The 13,738-nt window shown below is 69.0% G+C and carries 14 protein-coding genes; 5 read left to right on the top strand and 9 right to left on the bottom strand.

Annotation, left to right across the window (positions count from 1 at the left end; all coding sequences use genetic code 11):
• Positions 1–16: 16 nt before the first annotated feature.
• Positions 17–853, top strand: a complete 837-nt coding sequence (locus HCA44_RS16605; RefSeq protein ID WP_169650366.1) for an Asp/Glu/hydantoin racemase — start codon at positions 17–19, stop codon at positions 851–853.
• Positions 854–873: 20 nt separating this feature from the next.
• On the opposite strand, the gene HCA44_RS16600 is transcribed toward HCA44_RS16605, so the two are convergent.
• Together HCA44_RS16600 and HCA44_RS16595 are read right to left on the bottom strand one after the other, a co-directional pair.
• The gene (locus HCA44_RS16600; protein ID WP_169650364.1) at positions 874–1,563 is read right to left on the bottom strand and encodes an ATP-binding cassette domain-containing protein; all 690 of its coding nucleotides are present in this window, start codon (positions 1,561–1,563) and stop codon (positions 874–876) included.
• Between the two features lie 48 nt (positions 1,564–1,611).
• Positions 1,612–2,115 carry a DUF3830 family protein gene (locus tag HCA44_RS16595; protein ID WP_169650361.1) on the bottom strand — a complete coding sequence of 168 codons (504 nt, stop codon included), beginning with the start codon at positions 2,113–2,115 and terminating at the stop codon, positions 1,612–1,614.
• 92 nt (positions 2,116–2,207) lie between these two features.
• Between HCA44_RS16595 and HCA44_RS16590 the strand changes: the two genes are divergently transcribed.
• Both HCA44_RS16590 and HCA44_RS16585 read left to right on the top strand, forming a co-directional pair.
• Positions 2,208–2,951 (top strand): maleate cis-trans isomerase, encoded by a 744-nt coding sequence (locus HCA44_RS16590; RefSeq protein WP_169650359.1) that lies wholly within the window; start codon positions 2,208–2,210, stop codon positions 2,949–2,951.
• A gap of 25 nt (positions 2,952–2,976) precedes the next feature.
• Positions 2,977–4,395, top strand: a complete 1,419-nt coding sequence (locus tag HCA44_RS16585; RefSeq protein ID WP_169650357.1) for an amidase — start codon at positions 2,977–2,979, stop codon at positions 4,393–4,395.
• A 13-nt stretch (positions 4,396–4,408) separates the two neighbouring features.
• On the opposite strand, the gene HCA44_RS16580 is transcribed toward HCA44_RS16585, so the two are convergent.
• The 5 genes from HCA44_RS16580 to HCA44_RS16560 are packed head-to-tail and all read right to left on the bottom strand — an operon-like array spanning position 4,409 to position 9,021.
• A complete protein-coding gene (locus HCA44_RS16580; protein ID WP_240945591.1) occupies positions 4,409–5,125 on the bottom strand; it encodes an ABC transporter ATP-binding protein in 717 nt (238 codons plus the stop codon).
• On the bottom strand, positions 5,125–6,000 hold the full coding sequence (locus HCA44_RS16575; protein ID WP_346764762.1) for an ABC transporter permease: 876 nt from the start codon (positions 5,998–6,000) through the stop codon (positions 5,125–5,127). Before HCA44_RS16575 ends, HCA44_RS16580 begins: the two co-directional genes overlap by 1 nt.
• The gene (locus HCA44_RS16570; RefSeq protein WP_169650353.1) at positions 5,997–7,001 is read right to left on the bottom strand and encodes an ABC transporter substrate-binding protein; all 1,005 of its coding nucleotides are present in this window, start codon (positions 6,999–7,001) and stop codon (positions 5,997–5,999) included. The genes HCA44_RS16575 and HCA44_RS16570 overlap by 4 nt, the downstream gene beginning before the upstream one ends.
• A complete protein-coding gene (locus HCA44_RS16565) occupies positions 6,998–7,354 on the bottom strand; it encodes a ferredoxin family protein (protein WP_169650351.1) in 357 nt (118 codons plus the stop codon). The genes HCA44_RS16570 and HCA44_RS16565 overlap by 4 nt, the downstream gene beginning before the upstream one ends.
• Entirely contained in the window at positions 7,351–9,021 is a 1,671-nt protein-coding gene (locus HCA44_RS16560) for an FAD-binding protein (protein ID WP_169650349.1), read from the bottom strand. The genes HCA44_RS16565 and HCA44_RS16560 overlap by 4 nt, the downstream gene beginning before the upstream one ends.
• Before the next feature lie 268 nt (positions 9,022–9,289).
• Between HCA44_RS16560 and HCA44_RS16555 the strand changes: the two genes are divergently transcribed.
• Both HCA44_RS16555 and katG read left to right on the top strand, forming a co-directional pair.
• Positions 9,290–9,790, top strand: a complete 501-nt coding sequence (locus HCA44_RS16555; protein ID WP_346764761.1) for a Fur family transcriptional regulator — start codon at positions 9,290–9,292, stop codon at positions 9,788–9,790.
• A gap of 58 nt (positions 9,791–9,848) precedes the next feature.
• Positions 9,849–11,975: a catalase/peroxidase HPI gene (gene katG, locus HCA44_RS16550; protein WP_169650345.1), complete on the top strand. Its 2,127-nt coding sequence runs from the start codon at positions 9,849–9,851 to the stop codon at positions 11,973–11,975.
• A gap of 121 nt (positions 11,976–12,096) precedes the next feature.
• Here the strand turns inward: katG and HCA44_RS16545 are convergent, their stop codons facing one another.
• Both HCA44_RS16545 and HCA44_RS16540 read right to left on the bottom strand, forming a co-directional pair.
• Positions 12,097–13,053: a D-2-hydroxyacid dehydrogenase gene (locus HCA44_RS16545; RefSeq protein ID WP_206038262.1), complete on the bottom strand. Its 957-nt coding sequence runs from the start codon at positions 13,051–13,053 to the stop codon at positions 12,097–12,099.
• Positions 13,050–13,736 carry a GntR family transcriptional regulator gene (locus HCA44_RS16540; protein WP_206038261.1) on the bottom strand — a complete coding sequence of 229 codons (687 nt, stop codon included), beginning with the start codon at positions 13,734–13,736 and terminating at the stop codon, positions 13,050–13,052. Before HCA44_RS16540 ends, HCA44_RS16545 begins: the two co-directional genes overlap by 4 nt.
• Positions 13,737–13,738: the final 2 nt, after the last annotated feature.

Below are 13,738 nucleotides of genomic sequence, written 5' to 3'. Positions count from 1 at the left end.
ATTGTGGGGTGGACCGATGAACAAGGCAACACCGACACGCAGGGCACCCGGGCGACAGCGCTACATCGGAGTGATCGCCCCGTACGACTTCGCGCTCGACCGCGAGCTCTGGAAGTGGACGCCCACGCGCGCGAACCTGCTACTCACCCGCACTGCCCAACTGGGCCTGCCGTCCACCGTCGAGATGGCCGAGGGCGTCAGCGACGCGAATACCCTCGCGTCCGGCACCCGGGCGCTGCTCACTACCGACCCCGACGTCGTTCTGTACCTGTGCACGTCGGGCAGCTTCGTGCGTGGAGTCGACGGCGAGCGGGCGATGCGCGAGACGATGATCGCGGCAGGCGCGCGGGCAGCGGTCACCACGTCCGGCGCGCTCGTCGAGGCCACCAGTGCACTCGGCGTCCGACGGCTCGCGGTGGCCACCCCGTACCTGGACAATGTGACCGCCAAGCTGCACGAATTCCTCCACGAGGCCGGGCTCGACGTGGTGGGCGGCGCGGGTCTCGGTATCGACGAACGCATCTGGGAGGTGGACGCGGCCACCGTGCGCCGACTGGTGTTCGACGCCGACCGTCCGGACGCGGACGCGGTGTTCGTCAGCTGCACCAACCTGCGCACCTACGGGTTGATCCGTCGCTTCGAGAGCGAACTCGGCAAACCCGTGCTCACCGCGAATCAGGTGTCCGTGTGGGCGGCGCTGCGCGCGGCCGGGCTCGAGCCACCCACATCGAAACAATGGTTGTTCGCCGCCGCCCGGGAAGGCCACGAGCGTCTCGCCACCGTGTCCGCGCTGCCCGCGGGCGTCGGGGACGGTGTCGCGCACGCCGGGGACTCGGGCCAACGGACCGCGTGAGGCCCCGACGACCCGAGCCGTCAGCACGCGCGAAAGTAGCTCTGCACGCGAGGATCGGCGACGGCGGATACCTCCGCGAGCGGCCCGTCGGCGAGCACACGACCGGCTTCCAGCACGACGACACGGTCCGCGAACCCTGTGGCGACGAGAAGCGGCACGTCGTGCGTGACGACGAGCAGCGCGGCACCGTCGTCGGCGCAGCGACGCAGCGAACGCCACACCCAGAGGGCAGCGCCGCGGTCCAACGACGCCGTAGGTCCGTCGGCGACGAGCACGTCGGGGTCGGTGGCCAGCGCAGCGGCGAGGGCCGCACGCTGTATCTGGCCCGCCGAATTGTGCCGGGGAAACAGCTCTGCCGCATCGAGCGGATAGCACGCGGCCCGGCAGGCGTCCTCGACACTCCCCTTGCCGTAGAGCTGTGCGAGCTCGTCGAGTTGGTCGGCGACCGACCGATCCGGCGCGAAAGCGTCGATGCCGTCCTGTGGCACGTACGCGACCCGCCCGTCGACCACGACTTCACCCGTGACGCACGCGGTCTCGGGCAGGCGCCCGGTCAGCGCCCGGGCGACCATCGTCTTGCCGTCGCCGGGACCGCCGAGCACCGCAGTGACGTGCCCGGAGGTTACCTCCAGATTTACATTCTCGAGGACCGTCCCGGCCCACCGGCCGGTGTCGATGTCGACCGTGAGCGCACGCAGTCCGGCAACCATGCACCCAGTGTGGGCGGCACGCCGCTGCCGGTCGTCCCCGCCTGCCCGTCAGAGCTCCCCGTCGTGGCGGTCGAATCGGAGCACCTCGCCCTCGACGCCCCGCAGCCACAGGTCGTTCGCGGCCGCGGCGATCTCGTCCAGACCACGGACGATGGTCGCGAACACTGTGCCGGGCACGAACCCGAAGTCCGCATTGAGCAGGAGGTTGTTGCGCCCGTAGAACACCGCGAGATCGATCTTGCCCTGTGCGGGCGTGCCGGCGTCGCCGTAACCGTGCGAACTCGGCGTGAGCTGCCACGGCGCGAACTCGAAATACATGACGTCGCCGGGAATCGGGGTGATCGTGGGGTTCTCGAGCCCCGGTTCCTCGTCGGCGAAGGCATCGACGAGCGTGTAGATCTCGTTGCGCGCATACTTCGCATGGAAGGCGTCGACGCCGAGCGGCAGAGCGCTCCACACCGCGTCGCACGTGCGAGGCGCCTCGCTGTCGAGCAGCTTCGCCACACAGCCCACGCCACGCTTGGTCAGTGTGATGTCGATGTAGCGCGTCATGGTGTCTCCTCGATGCCCGAGGCCCGGCCCTCGCGCACTGCGCCGCCGTCCGGCCCGCTGTACATTGTCGACAATCATGCAACGGAGGTGTCATGTCCGCCACCCCGGAAAGCTCCGCACCGGCCGTCGGAATGCTCTACCCCGGTCACTCGGCCGAGGACGACTTCCCGCGTTTCGAGACGCTCCTCGGCGGTGACGTCGCACTGCCCGTCACCCACACGCTCATGAACGTCGACGCCCACCACGTCGAGCAGTTGCGCGACTGGGGCCGGGACGATCTCCTCGCGGCCGGTGCCGACGAGGCGGGGGCCGTCGACGCACTCGTGTGGACCTGCACGAGCGGCAGCTTCTGCTACGGCTGGGACGGCGCGCACGCGCAGGCCGACGCGCTCGCCCGGCACGCAGGCGTCCCCGCGTCCAGCACGTCGCTCGCGTTCGCGCACGCACTGCGCGCGCGGGGCATCGACACCGTGTCGATCGCGGCCACCTATCCCGCCGACGTCGCGTCGCTGTTCTGCGAGTTCCTGCGTGCCACGGGCGTCGAGGTCGTGCACGTCGCGAGCCACGAGGTGATCACTGCGGCCGAGGTCGGCACGTTCGACCGCGCACGGCTGTTCGCGATCGCCGAGTCCGGCGATCATCCGCGCGCGCAGGCCGTGCTGCTTCCGGACACGGCCTTCCACACCGCCGAGCATCTCGACGCGCTCGACGCGCATGTCGGCAAACCCGTTCTCACCGCGAACCAGGTGTCGGTGTGGGAGGCTCTGCGTCTGGTCGGCGCGCCGCTCGCCCGGCCGCGGTTGGGTGCCCTGTTCCGCGCCCGGGAATCGGTGTAGCCGAGACCGACTCGAGGAGGTCGCCATGACTGCCGGCAGTGCCGCTCCGAAGCATTCCGAGGACCGTGGAGGGGACGCGCTCGCATTCCTCGGATTGGCCGACGTCGCGAGTCTGATCGAACGCCGTGAGCTCTCGCCCGTCGAGCTCACCCAGCACATCCTCGAACGCATCGAACGTCTCGATCCGACACTGCAGAGCTACGTAGTCGTGACGCCCGATGCCGCACTCTCCGCCGCGACGACGGCTGCCGACGAAATCGCGCACGGCACGTATCGCGGTCCGCTGCACGGGGTTCCGCTCGCGGTCAAGGATCTCTGCTACACCGCGGGCGTCACCACCGCGGCGGGCACGCGCGTGATGCGCGACTTCGTCCCGACATTCGATGCCACCGTCGTGCAGCGACTGAAGGCGGCGGGGGCCGTACTCACCGGCAAGTTGCGGATGACCGAGGGTGCGTTCATGGATCACCATCCGGAGTTGCCGACACCGCTCAACCCGTGGGACCCCGACACCTGGGTCGGCAGCTCGTCCAGCGGCTCGGGAGCTGCCACCGCCGCCGGACTCTGCTACGGCGCGATCGGCTCCGACACCGGCGGATCGATTCGGATGCCGTCGAGCGTCAACGGCCTCACCGGTGTCAAGCCGACATGGGGGCGTGTGAGCAGGCACGGCACCGTCGAACTCGCCGCGAGTCTCGACCACATCGGTCCGATGGCACGCTCGGCCGCCGACGCCGCGGCGATGCTGACAGTCCTGGCCGGGCCCGACGAGGCCGACCCCACGGCCCTCCTCGACGTGGTGCCAGACTACGTCGAGGAACTCGTGGACCGCACTCCCCTGCGCATCGGCGTCGATCGGGCCTTCGCGACCCGGTTCGACGACGACACCACCGCCACCGTGCTGTCGACGCTCGCGGTGTTCGAGGAACTCGGCTACGAGACGGTCGACGTCACCCTCCCCGACGTCACCGAGGTGTGCGCCGACTGGATGGCGACGTGCGCCGTCGAAACCGCGGCGGCGCACGAATGGGCGTATCCGCAGCGTCGCGAAGAGTACGGCCCGGGCCTGGCCGCGCTCCTCGAGTTCGGCCGCGCGCAGACCGCCCGCGATCTCGCCCGCATGGCGGCAACCCGCCGCGAGTTCACCGGTCGGATGCGCCGCGTCTTCACCGAGGTCGACCTCGTGCTCGTGCCGAGCATCGGCATCTCGTCACCCACGGTGCAGCGGATGGCGCAGGCACCCGACCCCGACCTCGTCGTGCCCACGGCGCCGTTCGACATGTCGGGGCAGCCGACCGTCACCTTCACGTCGGGGTTCACGTCGCGTGGCACACCGCTCGCGAGTCAGCTCGTCGGCGACCACCTCGCGGAATCGACGGTGCTGCGCGCCGCGCACGCCTTCCAGTCGGTCACCGAGCACCACCTGCGCCATCCCCGGCTGTGAAACTTCAGGCGGTTCACGCCACTGCGCCGACACCGAGTTCGGCAAGCAGCGCGCGACGCAACTGCTGGTACTCGGTCGTCGCCGGGTCGCGTGGCCGGCTCTGCTCGAGCGTCCGCAGCAGCGTGATGCGACCGTCCTTCAGCACCGCGACACGGTCGGCGAGCAGGATCGCCTCGTCGATGTCGTGGGTCACCAGCAGCACCGACGGCCGATGCCGACGGCACAGCCTCGCGACGAGCGCCTGCATCCGGAGCCGAGTGAGTGCGTCGAGGGCCGCGAACGGCTCGTCCAGAAGAAGCAGGCGCGGCTTTCGCACCAGCGCACGGGCGAGCGCGACGCGCTGCGCTTCGCCGCCCGACAACGTCGTCGGCCACGACCGTTCGCGGCCCGCCAAACCGACCTCATGGAGCGCGCTCGACGCGGCGTCTTTCGTCGCACGTGTGCGCCGCTGCCCCAGAAGAACGTTGTCCCGGACTCGTTTCGATGCGACGAGCCGCGGCTCCTGGAAGACGACGGTGCGCGCACCCGGGGTTTCCACAACTCCCCCGTCGGCGTCCTCGAGTCCCGCGAGCACCCTCAGGAATGTCGTCTTACCACTGCCGCTCGCGCCGAGTAGCGCGACGAACTCGCCCGCGCCCACGTCGAGCGATACGCCGTCCAGCACGGTGCGGCCGTCGAATGTCTTGACGACACCGTCGGTGTGTACCCCGGTGTCGAGAGTCGACACCATCATCGCCCACCACCTCTCCTCTTGTACGGCAGCAGGATCCGCTCGAGCGTCCGCACCACGAGGTCGGCGGCGAGCCCCCACAGGGCATAGATGAGCACGATCACGACGAGGACGTCGGTCTGGAAGTACTGCTGTGCCGAGGTCATCAGGAAGCCGAGCCCCTTGGGGGCGTTGCTGAGTTCGGCGACGATCAGCGCGAGAAGTGACACCGACAACGCGACTCGCAGACCCACGAGGATCGAGGGAATCGCTTCCGGCAGGATCACCTGACGCACGAGACCGAGGCCGCGCAGACCGAACACACGTCCCGCCTCGATCACCTTTCGGTCGACATTGCGGACGCCACCGTGCGTGTTGACGTAGAGCGGAAACAGTGCCGCCGCCGCGATGATGACGATCTTCGGTCGTTCGTCGATCCCGAACCACAGGATCAGCAGCGGGGTGATCGCGAGAACTGGGATCGTCCGCAGCATCTGCAGCGTGGGGTCCATCAACTGGTCGCCCAGCCGGGACAGTCCTGCCGCCGCGCCGAGGGCGAGTCCGAGCACGCCGCCGAGCGCGAAGCCGACCGCGACCCGACCGAGCGACACCGTGAGATTTTCCCACAACACGCCGGTCTTCACGAGTTCGGCGAACGCGGACCACACTGCGCCGGGCGACGGAAACAGCTTCGGATCGATGACACCGCGAGCCGACCCGAGAGCCCACAGCGCGAGTATCGCGAGTGGCACCGACGCACGCAGTACGAGGTCCGCGGCGCGCGAACTGCGCCAGTATTCGACGATGTCTCGACGGCGCGGTTTCGATTCCGGCAAGGGCGTTCGGGAGTCCGGCTGCGCGGCCGTGCGGTCGGCCGGGACGGTCTCGACGCTCACGGCGCAACCCACTGCTGCACGTCGAATCCTCCGGGCACCGTTCCCGCGCGGAGGAGGAAGTCGAGGGTCGACTGAGCCGTCGCGAGCCCCTCCGGGTCGGCGGGCTCTGTCGCGTAGCGCCACAACGTCGCCTGCAACACGACATCCTCGGGAGCGCCGCTCGTGTCGGCAACGAACTTCGCGTACGCGTCGTGGTCGGCGTCGATCGCTTCGTTGCCTGCGCGCACGACCTCCCACACCGCCCTCGCAAGGTCCGGGTTGGCATCGAGCGTCGCCCGCGACGTGAGCCCGACGCTCGTCGCGAGAAGGTCGGGGTCGTCGAGACTCGCCTTGCTGAGGATCGGGAAGTCGGCCTGCTTGCGCCAGATTCCGGCCGTCGTCGCGGGCAACGGCACCGCGTCGACGTCGCCGCGCTGCAATGCGGGCAGCGCGTCGGCGAACAGCATGTTGACCAACTCGACCTTGTCGACCACCCCGGCGCGCTCGAGCACCGCGCGACCGTACTTGTCGAAGTTCGAGCCGAACTGGAGCGCGACCTTCTTGCCCGCGAGGTCCTCGATGCGGCTCACTCCACCCTCGCGACCCAGGAACCAGATGTCGGAGTTCGGTTTCGCAACGAACACTGCCGGTACGTCGATACTGCTCGCACGCGCCTGCACCGCCGGAGTGTCGCCGATCAGTCCCACCTGGATGTCCCCGGTCTGCAGAGCTTGCACGACCGGCGGACCGTTGTTGAATCCGACGAATCCGTCGTAGTCGAATCCGTACTTCTGGAGAATCGGTTGCGCCAGGCCGCGCTCGACGGCATAACCGAACGGACCGGTGTCGGCGGGTGTCTTGCCCGCAGTGCCGTTCCACGGGGCACCGATCTTGACCGGTGTGAGGCCGTCGGCGGACGCTGCGTCGGAGGAGGAGCACGCTGCGAGCGTCGACGCGACGACGGCCGCACCCACGACAGCGGTGAGCACGTGTCGTGCGCGGTGGGTGAAGGACAGGTTCATGACGGTCTCCTCGCGGTGTCCGCGGTCGTGTGGTAGTCGAAAGTTCCCGTGGCCGTGCTGTTCCGCTCGCCTCGGCGCCAGCCGATGCGCTCGCGGTAGAGCCCGAGCAGGTTCTCGCGAACGAGGTGGTTCTCGTCACGCAGCGACGAGCCTTCTGGTTCCGGTGTGCGTGAGGGCGCGACGAACAGCGCGTCGGCCGGGCAGTACGCCTCGCACTGATAGCACGTCTGGCAGTCGCTCTGCCGCGCGATCGCCGGCGGACCGCCCTCGACCGTGTCGAATACATTCATCGGGCAGATCCGCACGCACACATCGCATTCGGTGCACCTCGTAGTGCTCAGAATCTCGATCACGACGCCACCCGCACAGCCGCGTCGGCGCGAACCCGGGGCGACTCGGGGTCGGGTCGCACCCACACCTCGTCGAGGCCGCCGCTCAGCAGGCGGTGCCGTTGCGTCTGGTCCTCGGCCGGGTGGTCCACACGTGTGTGCATTCCTCGGGTTTCGGTACGGGCCAGGGCGGAGTGCACCGCCCAGCGCCCCATTGCCAGCATCGCGGCGGTTTCGCGCGCGCGCAATGCCTCTCCGGGCGTGGCAGGCGTGAGGGTATGACGCTCCCACAGGCCGTCGAGGAGTGAGATCGACCGGCGCAGACCGTCGTCGCTGCGAAACACAGCCTTGTCGATGGGCAGTATCTCGCCGCGCACCGCCTCCGCGACGTCGTCGATGCCTTCGTCATACCGATGCCGTGCGCCGTCGAGCACACCCTTCGTCCCCGCGGGCGCAACGTCACCGAGCTCGACGCCCCGCCCCACGGCGTACCGCGCGGCAGCTCGGCCCGCCCACGTGCCGGTGGCGACCGCCCATGCGAGGTTCGGCCCTCCGGCCCCGGTCGCCGCACCGACCAGGCGGTCTCGCGCGGTCACATCGCCCGCCGCGTAGAGGCCGGGCACGCCGGTCGCGGCGTCGCGATCGACGAGGCGGATTCCGCCGGTGCCGCGCACCGTGCCCTCCTGGACCCAGTCGATCGGGAAGCGCTCCGTGAAGGGGTCGATGCCGAGTTTGTCGGTGACCATGAAGAAGTTCGGCATCGCGTCGCGTAACACCGGCCACATGTCCGGACCGAACTGTGCGAACCGAGCGGTCACGGTGCCTCTCAGCGACGCACCGAGCAGTTCGGCCCGACTGCGGTGCAGATCGTGGTACTCGATGGGCCTGCCGCGATGGTCCCAGTAGGACGCCGAGATGAAGAAGCCGTTCTTGTCCATGCTCGTTCCGAAAGGCACCATGCCGTAGAAGTTCGAGAACTCCATACTCGACAGGCGGGCACCCAGTTCGGCCGCCATCAGGTGCCCGTCTCCCGTGTTCACGTCGCCACCGAGCGAGTGGCTCTGCCACGTCGTGCCTCCGGTCGCGAGCACCACGGCGCTCGCGTACACCGTCCACGGGCGACCGAGCTGTCTTTGATATCCCTTCGCGCCCGAGGCTTGTCCGCTCGCATCGGATAGGAGTTCGATCGCCGGGCTGTGGTCGAGGACCACCGCGCCCGCCTTCTTGACGCGCCCGCGCAGAAAGCGCAGGTAGTCGGGCGCGGGACCGGAGAACGACCGCTCGCCCGGCCGTCCCGCGAACGGGCCGCGCTCGCGGCGAGCGGGCTGCGAGGACCGGAATCCCCACTCCTCGATCAGCGCGGTGCGCTCCCACGCCTCGTCGAGAATCGCGTCGGCCCACACACGGTCGGTGAGAAACCGGCCGGTCTCCTCGCGCCTCCCGATCTCGTCGTCGCGACGCTCGGCCACGGGCGGGACGAGCCAGTGCCCCACGCCCGCCGTCGCGGCGACGCCGCTCGCGCCGAGATAGCCCTTGTCCACCACCACGACCGACGCTCCGGTTTCGGTGGCTGCAAGGGTCGCCCACGCGGCCGCGGGCCCCCCGCCGACGACGAGAACGTCGCAGCGGAGCGTCAACTCGTCGGTGGTGTCGACGAGTCGCGCACCGGTGAAGACAGGACGGCGTGCCATGGCACGAAACCTCCGGGGCTGGGTGATGGTGGACTCGCACGCACTGCACAGGCGCGTGGCGATGGATAACGACTATGTAACCGCGCCCGATGCGCCGTAGCTCGGTGCCGACGCCACGCCGGCGGGTGATTCCGCTGGTCCGGCAATTGCAATCACGCTGAGAGCAATGCTGCGCGCGGCGCGACAGGCACCCGCGCGGGACCCCGCGTTTCGACACGATTTCGCCAAACTCTCGACTTGTTCAAGATAAATGGTCCATAGTGTGACGGTGGCAACACACGCCGAGTTCGCACAGCAGCTGCGCGACGCGCGGCTGCGTGTCACGCGGCCACGCGTCGCCGTGATGGAAACTGTGCACGCGCACCCGCATTCGGACACCGAGACGGTGTTCCGGGCTGTCCGCGCGAGCCTGCCGTCGGTGTCGCGGCAAGCCGTGTACGACGTGCTGCGCGCGCTCACCGATGCAGATCTCGTGCGTCGTATTCAGCCGGCCGGCTCGGTCGCGCTGTACGAGGCACGTGTCGGCGACAACCACCACCACCTGGTCTGCCGGTCGTGCGGCGCCGTCGAAGACGTCGACTGCGCAGCCGGTGAGGCGCCGTGCCTCACCCCGCCCGACCGGACCGGCTTCCTTCTCGACGAGGCGGAAGTCGTCTTCTGGGGCCTGTGCCCCGAATGTTCCCGATCCGAAACGTCCGTTCCCGACCCGAAGCGTCACGATCACCCCGGTGAGCACAGCCCACTCACCGACAGCGGAAGGAAGAACTGAAGTGTCCGAGAGCGAAAACCCGGCAATCCCCTCGCCGACGCCCACGGCCCATCGGCCGATGACGAACCGGGACTGGTGGCCGGAACAGGTCGACCTGACGATCCTGAAGAAGCATGCCCCGCAGGCGAGTCCGCTCGGCGACGACTTCGACTACGCGAAAGAGTTCCAGAAGCTCGACGTCGAGGCCGTCAAGCGCGACCTGTTCGAGCTCATGACCACCTCCCAGGACTGGTGGCCTGCCGACTACGGTCACTACGGCCCGCTGTTCATCCGCATGAGCTGGCACTCCGCGGGCACCTACCGCACGCTCGACGGCCGAGGCGGCGGCGGCGAGGGCGCGCAGCGCTTCGCACCCCTCAACAGCTGGCCGGACAATGCGAGCCTCGACAAGGCGCGGCGGCTGCTGTGGCCGATCAAGCAGAAGTACGGTCGTGCCCTGTCGTGGGCCGACCTGCTCGTGTTCGCGGGCAACTGCGCCATCGAACAGATGGGCCTGCCCACCTTCGGGTTCGGTTTCGGCCGCGAGGACATCTGGGAGCCGGAGGAGATCTTCTTCGGCGAAGAGGACGCGTGGCTGGGCACCGACCGCCGTTACTCCGGCAAGCGTGAACTCGCGAACCCGCTCGGGGCCACCACGATGGGCCTGATCTACGTCAATCCCGAAGGGCCCGAAGGCCAACCCGATCCGGTCGCGGCGGCGCACGACATCCGCGAGACGTTCGGGCGCATGGCGATGAACGACGAGGAGACCGCGGCACTCATCGTCGGCGGTCACACGTTCGGAAAGACCCACGGCGCGGGCGATCCCGACCTCGTCGGTCCCGAACCCGAGGCAGCCCCGCTCGAGTCACAGGGCCTCGGCTGGAAGAGCTCGTTCGGTACAGGCGCCGGCAAGGACGCGATCACCGGTGGACCCGAGGTCGTCTGGACGCCCACCCCGACCGCATGGGACAACACCTTCCTCGAAACCCTCTACGGCTACGAGTGGGAGCTCACCAAGAGCCCCGCAGGTGCGTGGCAGTGGACCGCGAAGGACGGTGCGGGCGCGGGCACCATCCCGGATCCGTTCGACGGGCCGGGCCGCGCGCCGACGATGCTCACGACCGACCTGTCGATGCGCCAGGACCCGGCCTACGAGAAGATCACCCGCCGGTGGCTCGAGCATCCCGAAGAGCTCGCCGAGGCGTTCGCCAAGGCGTGGTACAAGCTGCTGCATCGCGACATGGGACCGGTGGCGCGCTACCTCGGCCCGTGGGTGCCGGAGCAGCAGCTGTGGCAGGACCCGGTTCCCGCCGTCGACCACCCGCTGATCGACGACAAGGACGTCGCATCACTCAAGGCGACGCTCCTCGACTCGGGTCTGACCGTCCAGCAGCTCGCGTCGACCGCGTGGGCCGCCGCGGCGAGCTTCCGCGGCACCGACATGCGCGGCGGCGCCAACGGCGGGCGGCTGCGCCTCGCGCCGCAGAAGGACTGGGAGGTCAACCAGCCGGCCGAGCTCGCGCCGGTCGTCGCGAAGCTCGAACAGATCGCTGACGACTTCAACGCCTCGGCATCCGGCGGCAAGAAGGTGTCCTTCGCCGACGTCGTCGTGCTCGGCGGTGCGGCAGCGGTCGAAAAGGCCGCCAAGGACGCCGGATTCGACGTCACCGTGCCGTTCACACCCGGTCGCACCGACGCGTCGCAGGAGGACACGGACGTCGAATCGTTCGACTTCCTCGAGCCGAAGGCCGACGGCTTCCGCAACTACCTGCTGCCCGGTGCCAAGGTGCCGGCCGAGCACCTGCTCGTCGATCGCGCGTACATGCTGAACCTCACGGCACCGGAGATGACGGTCCTCGTGGGCGGCCTGCGTGCGCTCGGCACCAACTACGGGCAGTCGGCGCACGGCGTCTTCACCGAACGTCCCGGCGTACTGACGAACGACTTCTTCGTCAACCTGCTCGACATGGGCACCGAGTGGAAGGTGTCCGAGGCGGCGGAGAACGTCTACGAGGGCACCGACCGGGTCACCGGTGCGCCCCGCTGGACCGCGACCGGCGCCGACCTGGTGTTCGGCTCCAACTCGATCCTGCGCAGCCTCGCCGAGGTCTACGCGGCAGAGGACGCGAAGGAGAAGTTCGTGCGCGACTTCGTCTCGGCGTGGGCCAAGGTCATGGACAACGACCGGTTCGATCTGGCCTGAGATCGGCTCCGGCACAGGGCAGTGCCGGAACTCCCGACCGTCACGGCGCCCGCGAGTGTCCTTCACTCGCGGGCGCCGTGCGCGTTTCCGGCGTGCCGGGACTCGTCAGGTGCTCACAGGGTCACGCGGACGGAACGTACCCGCGCTGCTTGTCGACCACATTGAGCAGGGGCAGGCCGTCTCGATACCGCTCCGCGTTGTCGACGAACACGCCCGCAAGCCGTTCCCGCCACCCGGCGGCGTCGCCGCTCATGTGGGGTGAGATCAGCACCGACTCCATGTCCCACAGAGGCGATTGCGGGGGCAGCGGCTCGGTGTCGAACACGTCGAGCGCAGCGCCCGCGATGCGGCCCTTGCGTAGCGCGTCGACGAGAGCGTCCGTGACGACGAGCTCGCCGCGGCCCACGTTGACGAGACGGGCCGTTGGCTTCATCGCGGCGAGCACGGACGCATCGACCATGCCCTCGGTCTGCTCGGTCAGCGGCGCGACGAGCACGAGATAGTCTGCGTCGCCGATATATCCGGCGAGCTCGTCACTGAGCCGCACCTCACCGAAGTCGGGGTCGCCACTGCGTGCGCGGCGCCCCGCCCCCGATACCTCGACACCCACTGCCCGCAGCAGTCGCGCGATCTCGCGCCCGATCGCCCCGGTGCCGACGACGATTGCCCTGCTGCCCGAGATCTGTTCGGTCTCGCGGTGACGCCACTGCCGTTGGTTCTGCAGGCGCAGCGACGCCGGCACGTCCTTCGCGAACGCGAGGATCGACGCCAGGACGAACTCGGCGATCGGCCGGTCGAACACGCCACGCGAGTTCGTCACCACCACATCCGAGTTCACGAGCTCGTCGAACAACAGTGTGTCGACGCCCGCGGCTGCTACGTGGATCCAGCGCAGCGAGTCCGCGGCCGGCCACGCGTCCTGCAGCGCGCGCGAGAAGAAGTCCCACACGAGCAGCACATCGCTTCCGGGGAGTGCGTCGGCGAGCGTCTCGACCGTCGCGTATCGCACCTCGGCGAACTGCTCGACGGCGTCCATGCCGTCGGGCCGGTGGTCGGCGTGCAACACCGTCACGATCATGACGCACCGTCCCGCCGCGCCATCAACGAGGTGAGGTCGCGCACCGCCGTCTCGAGATGTTCGTGAATCGCCTTCTCGAGTTCCGACAGCGAACCCGACGCCAGCAGGTCCACGAGGCGCTGATGCTCCTCGGCGAGGGCATGCGGACGGTTGTACGCATTCTCGAGGTGCACCATGCAGATCCGCGATTCGGCTGCGAGAGTCGAGTAGATGCGTACGAGGCGGCTGTTACCCGTCGCCTCGACCAGAGTCTGGTGGAACTTCAGGTCCTGTTTCGCGACGCGGGCCCAGTCGTTGGCGGCGATCGGCTTCGGCATACCCGCCACGATCTTCGCAAGCTTGTCGACGGCATGTTTCTTGCGCGCCTCGGGCAGCGCGTAGACGGTCTGCGCCGCAGCCGTCTCGACGGCGTCGCGCGCCGCGTAGATCTCGGCGACGTCGGCAGCGGTCAACTCGACGACGAACACGCCGCGGTTGCGATGGCTCACCAACAGGCCCTCCTGCGAGAGCCGTTGCAGCGCTTCCCGGACCGGACCGCGCGACACCTCGAGCTGCGACGCGAGCGCCGCTTCACTGAGCTGCTCGCCCGGCCCGTACGAGCCGTCGAGGATCTTCTCCCGCAACTGGTCCGCGATCAGCACCGCGGTCTGCGGCGCATCGATCGGAGAGAGTGTCTTGCTCATGA

This window comes from Rhodococcus sp. HNM0569, from assembly GCF_012726205.1.
In the GTDB taxonomy this organism is placed as follows: Bacteria; Actinomycetota; Actinomycetes; order Mycobacteriales; family Mycobacteriaceae; genus Rhodococcus_F.
The sequence above is the reverse complement of the archived record's forward strand: the minus strand, read 5'-3'. Positions and strand labels throughout refer to the sequence as shown.

Excerpts from the sequence above, each read along its gene's own strand:
- HCA44_RS16585 (WP_169650357.1), top strand. The coding sequence starts at position 2,977 with ATGACTGCCGGCAGTGCCGCTCCGAAGCATTCCGAGGACCGTGGAGGG.
- HCA44_RS16540 (WP_206038261.1), bottom strand. The coding sequence starts at position 13,736 with ATGAGCAAGACACTCTCTCCGATCGATGCGCCGCAGACCGCGGTGCTG.
- HCA44_RS16580 (WP_240945591.1), bottom strand. The coding sequence starts at position 5,125 with ATGGTGTCGACTCTCGACACCGGGGTACACACCGACGGTGTCGTCAAG.
- katG (WP_169650345.1), top strand. The coding sequence starts at position 9,849 with ATGACGAACCGGGACTGGTGGCCGGAACAGGTCGACCTGACGATCCTG.
- HCA44_RS16545 (WP_206038262.1), bottom strand. The coding sequence starts at position 13,053 with ATGATCGTGACGGTGTTGCACGCCGACCACCGGCCCGACGGCATGGAC.
- HCA44_RS16595 (WP_169650361.1), bottom strand. The coding sequence starts at position 2,115 with ATGACGCGCTACATCGACATCACACTGACCAAGCGTGGCGTGGGCTGT.
- HCA44_RS16570 (WP_169650353.1), bottom strand. The coding sequence starts at position 7,001 with ATGAACCTGTCCTTCACCCACCGCGCACGACACGTGCTCACCGCTGTC.
- HCA44_RS16590 (WP_169650359.1), top strand. The coding sequence starts at position 2,208 with ATGTCCGCCACCCCGGAAAGCTCCGCACCGGCCGTCGGAATGCTCTAC.
- HCA44_RS16560 (WP_169650349.1), bottom strand. The coding sequence starts at position 9,021 with ATGGCACGCCGTCCTGTCTTCACCGGTGCGCGACTCGTCGACACCACC.
- HCA44_RS16600 (WP_169650364.1), bottom strand. The coding sequence starts at position 1,563 with ATGGTTGCCGGACTGCGTGCGCTCACGGTCGACATCGACACCGGCCGG.
- HCA44_RS16605 (WP_169650366.1), top strand. The coding sequence starts at position 17 with ATGAACAAGGCAACACCGACACGCAGGGCACCCGGGCGACAGCGCTAC.